Annotated in this window: 11 protein-coding genes; 2 read left to right on the forward strand and 9 right to left on the reverse strand. The window is 71.1% G+C overall.

The features are described from left to right. A partial coding sequence (locus AC08ON_RS07975) for a lantibiotic dehydratase family protein (protein WP_476616709.1) occupies positions 1-1,564 on the reverse strand: 1,564 nt, incomplete at its 3' end. Between the two features lie 540 nt (positions 1,565-2,104). Between AC08ON_RS07975 and AC08ON_RS07980 the strand changes: the two genes are divergently transcribed. Then, a complete protein-coding gene (locus AC08ON_RS07980; protein WP_476616710.1) occupies positions 2,105-3,685 on the forward strand; it encodes a hypothetical protein in 1,581 nt (526 codons plus the stop codon). Between the two features lie 68 nt (positions 3,686-3,753). Here AC08ON_RS07980 and AC08ON_RS07985 read toward each other — a convergent pair whose 3' ends face one another. From AC08ON_RS07985 to AC08ON_RS08020, 8 genes are all read right to left on the reverse strand, one after another. Then, entirely contained in the window at positions 3,754-4,575 is an 822-nt protein-coding gene (locus AC08ON_RS07985) for an SCO6745 family protein (protein WP_476616711.1), read from the reverse strand. Positions 4,576-4,882: 307 nt separating this feature from the next. Further along, positions 4,883-5,866 carry a GNAT family N-acetyltransferase gene (locus AC08ON_RS07990; RefSeq protein ID WP_476616712.1) on the reverse strand — a complete coding sequence of 328 codons (984 nt, stop codon included), beginning with the start codon at positions 5,864-5,866 and terminating at the stop codon, positions 4,883-4,885. After that, positions 5,866-6,792, reverse strand: a complete 927-nt coding sequence (locus AC08ON_RS07995) for a class I SAM-dependent methyltransferase (RefSeq protein WP_476616713.1) — start codon at positions 6,790-6,792, stop codon at positions 5,866-5,868. The genes AC08ON_RS07990 and AC08ON_RS07995 overlap by 1 nt, the downstream gene beginning before the upstream one ends. Next, positions 6,789-7,613, reverse strand: coding sequence for a methyltransferase (locus AC08ON_RS08000; RefSeq protein ID WP_476616714.1), 825 nt, complete (start codon positions 7,611-7,613; stop codon positions 6,789-6,791). The genes AC08ON_RS07995 and AC08ON_RS08000 overlap by 4 nt, the downstream gene beginning before the upstream one ends. Further along, positions 7,610-8,143 carry a hypothetical protein gene (locus tag AC08ON_RS08005; RefSeq protein ID WP_476616715.1) on the reverse strand — a complete coding sequence of 178 codons (534 nt, stop codon included), beginning with the start codon at positions 8,141-8,143 and terminating at the stop codon, positions 7,610-7,612. Before AC08ON_RS08005 ends, AC08ON_RS08000 begins: the two co-directional genes overlap by 4 nt. Then, the gene (locus AC08ON_RS08010; RefSeq protein WP_476616716.1) at positions 8,140-9,585 is read right to left on the reverse strand and encodes a Rossmann-fold NAD(P)-binding domain-containing protein; all 1,446 of its coding nucleotides are present in this window, start codon (positions 9,583-9,585) and stop codon (positions 8,140-8,142) included. Before AC08ON_RS08010 ends, AC08ON_RS08005 begins: the two co-directional genes overlap by 4 nt. Positions 9,586-9,689: 104 nt before the next feature. Beyond that, complete coding sequence (locus AC08ON_RS08015; RefSeq protein WP_476616717.1) at positions 9,690-9,827, reverse strand: hypothetical protein; 138 nt, start codon at positions 9,825-9,827, stop codon at positions 9,690-9,692. Next, positions 9,824-10,507 carry an AAA family ATPase gene (locus AC08ON_RS08020; RefSeq protein WP_476616718.1) on the reverse strand — a complete coding sequence of 228 codons (684 nt, stop codon included), beginning with the start codon at positions 10,505-10,507 and terminating at the stop codon, positions 9,824-9,826. The genes AC08ON_RS08015 and AC08ON_RS08020 overlap by 4 nt, the downstream gene beginning before the upstream one ends. Positions 10,508-10,896: 389 nt before the next feature. Between AC08ON_RS08020 and AC08ON_RS08025 the strand changes: the two genes are divergently transcribed. Next, positions 10,897-11,290 (forward strand): helix-turn-helix domain-containing protein (locus AC08ON_RS08025; protein WP_476616719.1); only part of this gene is annotated, 394 nt, incomplete at its 3' end.

The following is an 11,290-nucleotide window of genomic DNA, read 5'->3' on the forward strand; positions in this document are numbered from 1 at the left end:
AAACGACAAGCTGAGCGTCGGCCACGATCAGCAGGTCGTCGAGTTGCAGATCACCTTGCCGGGCGGGGATCCCGACGGGGATACGAAGCGGGGCGACACCAGTGGGCGGGGCGATCGTTGCCAGCACCGGAATGCGGGGACGGGCCACCACCTCGGCGACCAGCGCGCTCGCTGGTGGAACGGCTGTGCGCGGCTGGCGGCCCGGGAGGAGCGAGGTGAACCGGCCGGTGCTCGATCCGGCGTCCTGGGTGCCACCGACGTAGAGCGCGAGGTGCAGCCTGCCGACGGCCAGGTCCTCCTCGGAGGCGGCGAGAACGCGGGCGTACGCCTCCGCCCCCGGCGGCGGCGGGTCGGCTCCGGGCACCGCCAGCGCGGCAACGGTCGCATCGTCCAGGACAACTTCCGTCCGGCCGTGGGCGGTCGCGCCGCCGAGCAGGGCGGCGAGGATCGCGAGGCGTTCCGGAGACGACTGCGCGGGTTCGATGCTGGTCTCGATGCCCTCGTCTCCCAACCCGGTGACCGGGTCGAGAACGTCGACGAGCGGGACGAACCGGCCGTGCCCCCACCGGTCGAGGAAACGGGCGTGGTAGGCGGCGAGCGTGGGCTTGGCGCAGCTCATCGTCCACAGCACGCTGACGGCCTCGGCGGCGTCCTCCAGCAGTGCGCGCGGCACGGTGATGGCCGCGTCAGCCGCGACATCGACGCACAGCGGGTTGTCCTGGCCGCAGACGCGGGCGGACACCTCCCGCGCCGCGCGGAGCGCCGCGAGCCGGGGCGCTGCCCCCAGGGGGAGCTGATCAGCGGCCTGAAGCCGGGCCCGGAGATCCTCCAGCAGGCCATGGACGTAGCAGTCGTCGGGCAGGCGGGCGAGCAGATGCGGGAGAGGATCGTCGCCCAGATCAACAGGCAGCAGGTCGGTCAGCAGGAACCCCTGGCGGGTCATCTCGATGACCATGCCGCGCAGCATCGACTCCGGGACGGCCGGCCAGCTGTCACCGACTACGGCGCCGATCACGCTGTACCGAGCTCCCTGCTCGCACACCCGCAGAACCAGGGCGCTTGCCGCGGTCGCGCGGATGGTCACGAGCTGCGGCGCGCCTGCACCGAGCGGCTGCTGCTCATGCTCAAACCGCTGGCCGCGGCGACGAACCAGGTTGTTCGTCGTGAACCTGAGTCGCTCAACCACTCCGGGAACGTCCAGGAGGTGATCGGCGAGGGCGGTCAGCGACGCCGGGCTCGGGGCGCTGCGGGGACGATGATTGCCGCCGAGACGCAGCGTGCAACCACGCTCGGCGACGACCACTGTTTGGACACCAGCAAATACCGCTCGCGGTGTCGGACGCAGGCGCGCCCGACGGTCAAAGGCGCGGGCAGTCGCAGCGAGGCGCCCTGTGCTGGACCCGCCGAGGACCGAGGGAACGGCCTCGCGCGAGGTGAGCGTGATCCCCTCGACCACAACCGGGTCCAGGGAGTGGCCCTCCACGCCGCCGCCACCCGCGGGGAGCAGCGGAATACGCGCCAAGACCGCGGCCCTCGGCAATGGCGCGAACAGCCGCGAACGCACCGGCGACTCGTTAGTCGCAGTTCGCGCAAGTCGCCGAGCAACCCACGCTCGGGCAAGTGGCCGAACAGCCGTCGTCCGTGCAGTCCGTCGTCGTGTTCGACCCGGCGACGTCGGTCACCGGCACCGCCCGGGTGCCGAGATCGAACAGGTCTGCGGTGAGGCGGTCGAGAACCGCCGTGTCCTCTGACATGGGAACGAACTCCCCTCACGATGGGCCGTCACAACGGCGGCCAGGTTAGACACGCCCTGCGACGCATCGCGACCCCCTGCCGCCACCATGTGACGGCATCAGCTCAATGTGACAGCAAGAAGCCACACTTGTTGGCCAATCCAGTGCCTCCGGCTACTGGACCCGGGGGGCGGTTAGGAAGGCCACCGGCGACGACAGGCCCCTACCTGAACGCCCCCGAGCGTCGATCCTGCGCGGGAAGGTGGCCATGCCAGAGATCGATGGCGGGCATACACAACACGCATAGACATCGTCACCAGGAGTCCTAGTCTGCGCCGATAGCGGTGCGTTGCGGACCAGGGACTGAGTGGGTGGAGATGGCGACGGCACGGATGAGCCTGCGTGAGGAGCACGATGATCTTCGTTCCCGTCTGCGGGCTCTGGGAATGGGGCACGGTGAGATCGCCGCCGAGTTCGCGAGGCGCTACCGGTTTCGGCCCCGTGCGGCGTGGCGGCACGCCCATGGCTGGACGTTGAATCAGGCCGCGCGCCAGATCAACGATGCCGCCGCACGCACTGGATACGACGAGGACGGGCGGGCCCCGATGACCGGGCCGCGCCTGTGCGAACTGGAGAAATGGCCAGCCCAGTCCAGGGCGCGGCCTACCCCGCATGTTCTCGCGCTGCTGGCGGTCGCCTACGGTGCTCCGGTCGGCGGTCTCCTCGACCTCGACGACCACGAGAACTACACGGCTGCCGATCGCCTTGTCTTGAGCACGATGACCGGGTCGGCCACGCCGACGTCGACGCCGCGCTCCCTCGTCTCTGCAATCCGGGGCGAGTCTGGCGTTCGGCTCACCGGTGGGCCAGGTGACGGTAGCCTGGAGGTGAGAGATCACAAGCTTGTCCGCAGTGCCCATGGGGTGGTTGTCGTGCCCGTTGACCGGCGCGGCTTTCTCGCGGGAGCCGGTCTGGTCGCACCGCTCGCGGCGATGGAGCCTACCCGCCACCTGGTAACCACGTCGCTCGCGCCCGACGACGGTGCACCGGGCGTGGACGAGTGGCGAGCGATCGTGCACGACTACAGCCTCAGCTACGGCACCGACCCCGCCGCCGACCTGTTGCGGCGACTCGACGCCGACCTGTCGATCCTCAGCGGGGTTACCCGAGACGAGACCGACAGCACGGTCGTGCGCGAACTACGCCGCATCGGGGCCCTACTGGCGGCCTTCACGGCACATGCCGCCGCGGACGTCGGTGACTTGGCGTCGTCTCGTCGCTGGTGGCGCACCGCGAAGCGGGCAGCCGACGCTTCCGGCGATGTCCACGCCCGGCTGTGGACCCGCGGACGCGAGATCGTCCGCGCCCTGTACGAACAGCGACCCGTTGCGGACGTCCTCGGCCTCGTCGCCGAGGCCGACGCGATCGCCGCCAGCGTCCACGCCCCGCCCGCCGCGGTACAGGACTACCTCGACGGGAAAGCGCGCGTTCTCGTTAGGGCAGGACGCGACGAGGAAGCACGCAGCGTCCTGACCGAGGTGCAGAGCAACTTTGACCGCCTGCCGCCCGAGGTGTCCGGGGACACCGCCTCGTGGTTCGGCTGGTCCGAACGTGCCCTACATCTCGCCGAGAGCTACACCTACTCCCACCTCGGCGACTGGACCCGCGCCGACCAGGCCCAGACCGCGGCCTCCCACCTGTTTCCCGCAGCGAACCGGCGCGGGCCGGTCCTGGTCGACCTCCAGGGCGCGCTGTGCCGGGTCCGCAGCGGAGACATCGACGGCGGGATCGACCAGGCGTACACCGCGATGACTGCCCTGCCGCGCGCCCAGTACAACAGCCCCATCATCCAGGTCAGCCGTGACGTGGCCACCGCCGTGCCGCCCACCGAATCGGGTCGCGAGAACGTGCGAGCGTTCAGGGCATACCTCCGCGATCTTCAGGTTGCCTAGTCACTAGGCACCACCCGGCCCGCTTCCCGCCGCTGTGGCTCATGCGTGTCCCGATGGCTACTCTCCATCTACCAGTGCTGGTCGGCGAGTAGCAGTGTGGCGAGCGGTTCGAGGGTGGTCACGAGCTCGTCGAGTTCGTCGGGCCCGAGGCTCTCGTACGGCTTCGCGGCGAGGTCGTCGGTGAGCGCCTCGACCCGCTGCCTGACGGCGCGGCCCGTTTCGCTCAGCCAGCCGTCCTCTGCGATCAGGTCGCGGGCGCGCATCCCGTCGATCACGGTGGCGAGCTGCGCCGGGGGGAGGTGGTGGATTCGTCCGAACTTCTGTGGGGGCGTGCCCACGCCGAGGGCGTAGAGGACGTGGGCCTCCAGGCCGCCGACGCCTTCGGTCATCAGGGCGGCGATGTGCCCGTCGCCACGGTGCTCGCGCAGCAGGCAAGCCGCATGGAAGAGGCGAGCCACCACGTCGTCGGGGATCGGGATCGCGCGCAGCGCGGCGTACATGGGCCGGCCCTCGAACGGTGCGCTGGTCGCGGCCCGCAGCAACAGGTCGGCGGCCCGTGCGAAGGCGGGCGAGTCGACGTGCTCGCCGAGGATCCGCCGCAACGCCCGCACACAACCCCTCTGACGAGCGGCGATCGCCGCTTCGGGCGTGGTCGTGTCCCACACCTTCGGGATGTGGCGGGCGACCTCGCCGGGAGCGAAGTTGTAGAAGAGCGCGTCCACCACCTGCGCCGGGACGAGACCCAGCGGCGCTGCCCGGCCGGCGAAGTAGGTGTCCCAGTAGTTGGTGAATCCCAGGGCGAACATCGCCTCGTTGGGTTCGTCGGCCGCGTAGGGGATGACACCGATCGGCTCGACCAGCTCGAACATCCGCCGTGCCATCGAGTTCATGACCTGATCCTCCCGCTGCCAGCGCGTCCTGCGGACACCCACGATCACGTAGACGTCCGACTCCCGCGAAACTCATCGACGGGTGTGGCCGCTCGACCGCACCGACCCGCCCGGAGGCCCGTCCTGCGCGATGTCTCGCCGCACGAGCGGTGGCCGGTCACCCCCGGCGGCTGCCTGCTGCCGCCGGCGCTGGGGGCCCACGGCCAGCCGGAGAAGCCCGTACCCGCCGCGGACGGTCGAGTCGCCCCCCGCGTCGTATCAGAAGTGAAAGGGCCCAACGCGGCCACGGCGCACACGTCGGTGCTGGTCATGGTCGGGCTGAGGGTTCGTCCTGGCTGGTCGCTGTGGGCGGGGTGTAGAGCGTGAATTCGTCGAGGCGGGTCAGGCCCGCGTGTTCCAGCGCGGCGAGGCATGGCTGGCGGTGGGATGGCAGAACGGCGCGGACGACGGCCGAGCCGAGGCGGGCGCCGTGTCGGAGGGCCGCGTGGACGAGGTCATGGCATGCGGCGAGCTGGTCGGCGGCGGCCAGGTTGTGGTCGGTGAGGATGTCGGCGATCAGGAGTTCGGCTGGCTCGCCGCTGTGGCCGGTGGCGAGGGGATAGAGCAGCGCCGTGGCGGTGGGCTGACGTGCGGGGCCGGTGAGCAGGAGACGGTCGGGCCGGTAGCGGCGGTCCTTGCTCCAGCGCCGCAGCGTGTCCGCGGCCGTGTGTGGGGCCTGGTCGGGGTAGGTGGCGGCGTAGAGCCTGCCGAGGTGGCGGGCGAGATCGTGTGGGGTGGTGTCCTGGGCGGTCCAGACGGTCGGCGGTGGCGAGGCGTCCCCGGGTGGCGGGATGGGCCCGCGAAGCAGGGTCGGTCCGGGAACTTGCTGCCAGCCGGCGCGGGTGAACAGGGCGTGAGCGTCGGTGGCTGCGCTGGGGATTTCGGCGGTGGTGAGGGCCGGCAGCGTGACGGGTTGGCCGTCGGGGTGGCAGATGGCAGCGAGGAGCCGGTCGCCGAGGCGGAGGCTGCGGTGGTCGGGGTGGACGACGGGTCCCCACAGCCGGCCGGTGCCGGTGGGGATGTAGGGCCATCTCAGGGCGATGGCGCCGATGAGCCGGTGGTGCTCGTCGCGGGCTGTGACCAGGGCCGTGGGTGGCTGGCTGTTGGTGGTGTGTAGGCGGGAGGCGACGAGGTCGGCGGTGACGGGCCGCTGGTCGGTGCGGCCGAGAATGGACTGGTAGCACAGGTCGGCGAGTTCGGTGTCTAGGTGGGAGTCCGGTTGGTAGTCGACGCGGTCGATTCGGAGGACCATCAGTGGCCGGGCCGGGTTTCGGCGCGCAGCCGCACGATCGTGCTCGCGGTGGCGGACAGGCGTCGTGGGTGGGCGGCGAGCGCGGCGGACGGCGGGGCCGGGTCGTGCTCGACGTCGATGATGGTGAGGCCGGCGTCGGTGACGGCGTCGACCAGAGCATCGAGGGTGGTGAACGGAGCCGCTCGGGCGGGCCTGGACCAGGTTCGCTTGGCCGCGGCCCAGCGCTGTGCGGCTGGGGTGGGCTGGCAGGCGAGGGTTGTCGTGGTCTGGAGGAGGCGGCCGAACAGGTCGTATTCGAGGCGTTGGTCCGGGCGGGCGGTGAGCCGGGTCGTGTAGCAGAACCGGCCACCGGGACGCAGGACGCGGGTGACGCCATGCAGCAGTTCGGCGACAGCCGTGCGGGAGGGAAACAGGGACAGCAGGCCGTCGGTGACGAGAACGTCCGCGGTGGCCACGGAATGCGGCCAACCTGGCGGGTCGGCGTGCTGCTGATCGATGGCTCTGGTGGCCGGTGGTGCGGCGAGGTCGCGCTGTTCGGTGGTGAGGTCAAGGCCGAGCCGGAGGGCGGCGGCGGTGTTGCGGGCCAGGGGGGTGCCACACCGGTCGATCAGGTGGATCCGTGGCGGATGCGGCAGGGGGACGCGGGCGAGCGTGGTGAGCATCGTGTCGTCGGCGGCGCCGGCGATGACGACGTCGAGTGGGCGGATCGCGGCGTTCGGGTGGCTGGACAGACTCGCGGTCAGAAAGTCCTGGTGCCAGCCGGGATGGCTTTTGATCCCGAGACGGCGGCAGACAGGCCACGCGGCGTGGTAGCCGAAGCAGCCCGGCGGGCAGGTGCGACGCGCCTGCCGCCACTGGCCGACAGGCCGAGGGAGGTCGGACGGTCGAACTGCCGGGGGCTTGGCGGGTGGCTGGGTGGTCCTCATGGCCGGCGGGTGTGGATCAGGTGGTAAAGGCGGGCGATCTGGCGGTAGGGGTCGCGGCTGCCGGCGGTCCACTCGGCTTCGATCACGGTGTCGAGGTCGGGGCCGGGCGGGGTGTCGCCGAGGTGGTCGGTGAAGACGCGGATGCCGTGCCAGGCGACGGGTTCGGTGCCGGCGGCGGTCAGCAGGTCGCGGATGTGGCGGGGGTCGTCGCCGCGGCTGGGGACGCCGAGGTTTCCGATCTCGGTCACGGTGGCCTGGCGGGTTTCGTCGTCGAGGAGGGTCAGAGTGTCGTGCCAGCGTCCTTGGAGACCGGCGCGCAGGGCGAGCGCGGAGGCGTTCTTCCCGACGACAGAGATCGTCCCGCCGGGGCGGGTGATGGCGGCCAGGACGTTCAGGAGCGGGGCCGGGTCGGGCAGGTACATCAGCACGCCATGGCAGAGGGTGGCGTCCCAGTCGTCACCGACGAGCCCGGCGGCGTCGTGCCCGTCGCCGAGGATCAGGGTGACACGGTCGCGGGTTGTGTCGGTTTCGGTGAGCAGGTTCTCTTCGGCTTGGCGCAGCATGTCGGGGTCCGGGTCGCAGATCGTGACCTGGTAGCCGAGCCGGGCCAGTGCGATGGCCTGGATGCCGTCACCGCCGCCGAGGTCGAGGATCCGGCCGGGTGGGTCGGGCAGGTAGGTGCGCAGGGCGCGAGTGACGAGACGCTGGCGGATGATGCCCCGCAGGGTGGCGGTGTGGGTCTGGTAGGCGGGAGCGAGCGCGTGGTCGACGGCTCCCCGAACCCAGCTGTTGTCCGAGGCGTGCGTGCTGGGGTCGGTCATCGGTTCGGCTCCTTCACCAGGCAGGCGGGTGTCGGTCGAGCGGCGGCAAAGCCGTGGGCGGCCAGGTAGGTCTGTGCGCGGGCGGCGGCGTCACGGACGAGCGGCCAGTGCTGGTGGACGAGCCTGGCGGACAGGTAGCGGCCCGCGAGGAGTTCAGCCAGTTCGGGCAGGTGAAGGTGGTCGATCCTGCCGGCGCGGTGCAGGGAGCGCAGGGCGAACAATCCGGGCACGGCGGCCTCGATGACGGCCTGGTCGGGGGCCGGCGCGCCGACGAGCCAGCGGCGGTAGGCGCCGGCGCTCATGATCTCCCAGACGACGGTGTCGCCGACCTGTCCGCGCTCGTCCGACGTGGTGACCAGGTGCGCCACCCGCATCAGACCGCTGCGAGGTAGTTGCGGTCGTTCTGCGGTGATCAGCCCGACGGGCAGGTCCAGCCCGTCGCGGACCGCTCGCAGGTGGTCCGCGAACGCGGTGACCGGCCGCGTGGACCCGTGGACTGGGAAGATCCGGTCGTCCTGTAGGGCCGTCATGTCGTCGGTCCGTGTTCGGCGTAGTAGCGCTCCAGCAGTCCGCTGGATTCCAGGATGCGGTCGGTCAGGGCGACGTTGTGCCCGACGGGGTAGCGGTCGCGGTGCTGGGACAGGGCGATGGCGCCGAGGGCGAGGGCGGCCATGACGACGTCGGCGTAGCTGTTGGGCAGCGACTCGGCGTGGTGGAAGTTCAGCGGATAGCCGTCCGCGAGGATGGTGACCGTCGCGCCGCCGGGCCGGTGGTAGCGCAGGCCCGCCGTGACGGGGACGACCGTGGCGTCGTCGGCGATCTCGTCGAGTGCCAGTTCCCGGGCGCGGGAGGTGACGCTGGCCAGGAAGCAGTCGCCGCGTAGGCCGTCCAGATGGTCGCCGCGCAGCGACGTGCCCCCGGTCGCGCCGACGACCAGGACTGGCTGGTGGGTGGCGAGCAGACGGCGCACGGACCGGCCGGTGGTGAAACCAGCCTCGTGGGCGGCGACCAGGCGGACCAGTTCGCTGTCGTGGACCGCGACGCGCATCCGCCGGTCGCGTAGTACTCGGGCGACCTGCTCGCCGATGCGGCCGTATCCGAGGACGACCGCTGGTTTGCCTTCCCACTTCTGCTGGGGGAGCAGCGTGAGCAGGTTGCGGACGGCGGCGTCGGCGACGCCGTAGGACTCGATCGTGGCCTTCAGGCGCGACTCGGCGACGGAGAACACCGGCACCGGAAGCGTCGGGCCGAAGCGGGCGAGTTTGACGATGCCCGAGGTCGTCTGCTCGACCAGGCCGAGAAGCCGGCCCGCCAGATCGGGGTATTCGTCGAGCAGGACGGGAAGCAGGTAGCCACCGTCGTCGATCAGGACCGGGCGCAGGCCCGCCGCGTCCGCGCGGGCGCAGTGGTGGCCCGCGATCGCCAACGGCGCCGCCCGCCAGTCGGCCACCGTGATGCCCTGGGCGCGCAGGTGGGCGTCGACGCGCTGGGTGTGCCGGTAGGCGTACCGCTTGTCGAGCACCGTCATCGCCGCCGGGGCGACGCCCAGCGCGCGCAAGGCGTCGACGAGCACCAGGAAGTCGGTCATGTGATGCACCGCCAGCACCGGCGCCACGTCGGCGAGCACCCTGGCCGGCTGCCAGCCGGCCAGTCGCGAGGTGAGGGGCATCTGGGCGTGCAGGTCGGCCATCTCAGTCGCCGTGAACGGTAGAGCACCCACCGCCGTCAGCAGGCGCCCCTGGCCCCGTCCGCCGAGATCACCCGGGGCGAGGATCGCAGCGGTCAGCGTGAGCGTCCGTCCGGACGGTTCACTGCCTGCGGTGAGGACCGCCTCGCCGTCACCCGGTAGCCGCAGCACCCGCGCCCTCGGCATCCGGCGGTCTACCCGTGCCTCGGGCAGCACGGCCTGCACACGGCCGACGGCGTCGTCGAGATGCCGTTCATGACTGTCCGGCTCGTCGCGGCAGCTCACCGTCAGCTGCGCACGGCCATAGATCCCTGCTTCGTGCCGGCGCTGGTCGGGCGGTGCGGTGGCAGGCGGTCGAGGGCGTACGGTTGGCGCGGTCAAGAGTGGGGTCACGGCCGGACCCCGAGTACCGCGGCCCGGCCGTCGAGCGCGTGCGGATGGACAGTGGCTCCGGCCAGTTCGATGTCTCCGGCCAGTTCGATGTGGACAAGGTGTCTCGGAGGGATACAGGGAACGAGTGCGGTCATCGGCGGGTGCTCCTCGCGGTCACAAGGGCGGACACGGCGGCAGTGGTGTCGGCGAGGCTGCCGGTGGTGTCGAGTCGGCTGATCGCGATGCCGGCCGCGGCGAACTCGTCGCGGATGCCGGCGGCCTCGCGCTGCCAGCGGGCGAGCCGGGCGCGCAGCAGCCGGGGCGCGTCGCCCCGTCGGGGTTGCAGCACGCCGCCGCACCGGCCACAGCGCTGCGCGTCCTCGTCGCTCGCCTCGGCGGGCAGCCGCGGGTCCCGCACAGGGTCACGTTCGCAGCGATGACAGACCCGACGCTGCACGGCACGGCGGCGCAGCGTCACCGCGTCGACCGACAGCTCGATCGGCAGGACCACACGGCAAGGCGCCAGGGAGGCAAGCTCCCCCAGCAGCAACCGGACCTGTCTGCCACTGCCCGGGAAGTTGTCGAAGATCACCATATGTGCGTCTGCGGCGCGCACCACCCTGTCGAGATAGCGGCGAAGCGCGGTCGCGACCGTGACGTCATCCATCCAGCCCAGCGGCCCGGCGCCGCCCATGGCCGCAGCAAGCCGCGCCGCCGGTACCTGCTCACGCAGCCTGAACACCACGCAGTTCGGCGCCTGGCCGAGTCGACTCGCCAACGTCGACTTCCCTACGGCGGGTGGCCCAAGCATCGGTACGGCTACGGCGAGGGGCATCGCCATCCACCCCCTTTCTGCTGGGAATCTCCGCCGGCGCGATTCGATGTGGTCCTGTGTCCGTGTCGGACCGGCCCGGTGGAGTGCGACATCCTGAGCGTGAAATTCAGCGGCGGGTAGTGGCTATACCGCGATCCGGTACACCTTCATGCGCAGGATGCATAGACACGGTCACGAGCAGTGCTAGCGTTACTCTGCTGATCGTCCGCCCGTACACATCGATGGGGAGGCGGCTCGGGATGACGCGCCCGTTACGCGGCTGCGCGCGGTGCGGTCACCGCCTCGCCACGGACAACCTGGGCCCCGTCTGCGGACCCTGCCAGCGGACGGCCACCCACACCCACTCTGGACCGCCGAAACTGCCTGCCGGGTTCTGGCAAGCCGATCAGATGCGTGATGCCCTCGCCAGCTGGCACATGGGCCGGGTGATCCATGCCTACCGGACGCACCCGCACCACCGCCAGACCCTGTCCCAGGAGCTCGTCGGTGGCTGGCTGGGACTCACCCAGCCGCAGCTCAGCCGCCTCGAAAACGGCCGTGCCCCGGAAGAGCTGTCCAAACTGATCCACTACAGCGACGTCCTCGGCATCCCCGCCGACCTGCTCTGGTTCGACCGACCCGGCGAACCCCGCGCTCGGACGCCGTTCTGCGAGCCTTTGCCGACGGTCGCGCAAACCTCTCTCCTCGGCGTTGAGATGGCCGACGATGGGGACGATGCGTGGCGGGTTCTCGCGGAGGTCGGGGAGGTGGTCATCGTGGCTGTGGACCGGCGGATGTTCCTGG

The sequence above is a fragment of the Frankia sp. CoWAU3 genome (assembly GCF_977971855.1).

Bases quoted from the DNA above. Each gene is read 5' to 3' on its own strand.
- AC08ON_RS08000 (WP_476616714.1), bottom strand. From the start codon at position 7,613: ATGACCGACCCCAGCACGCACGCCTCGGACAACAGCTGGGTTCGGGGA.
- AC08ON_RS07995 (WP_476616713.1), bottom strand. From the start codon at position 6,792: ATGAGGACCACCCAGCCACCCGCCAAGCCCCCGGCAGTTCGACCGTCC.
- AC08ON_RS08005 (WP_476616715.1), bottom strand. From the start codon at position 8,143: ATGACGGCCCTACAGGACGACCGGATCTTCCCAGTCCACGGGTCCACG.
- AC08ON_RS08020 (WP_476616718.1), bottom strand. From the start codon at position 10,507: ATGCCCCTCGCCGTAGCCGTACCGATGCTTGGGCCACCCGCCGTAGGG.
- AC08ON_RS07985 (WP_476616711.1), bottom strand. From the start codon at position 4,575: ATGAACTCGATGGCACGGCGGATGTTCGAGCTGGTCGAGCCGATCGGT.
- AC08ON_RS07990 (WP_476616712.1), bottom strand. From the start codon at position 5,866: ATGGTCCTCCGAATCGACCGCGTCGACTACCAACCGGACTCCCACCTA.
- AC08ON_RS08015 (WP_476616717.1), bottom strand. From the start codon at position 9,827: ATGACCGCACTCGTTCCCTGTATCCCTCCGAGACACCTTGTCCACATC.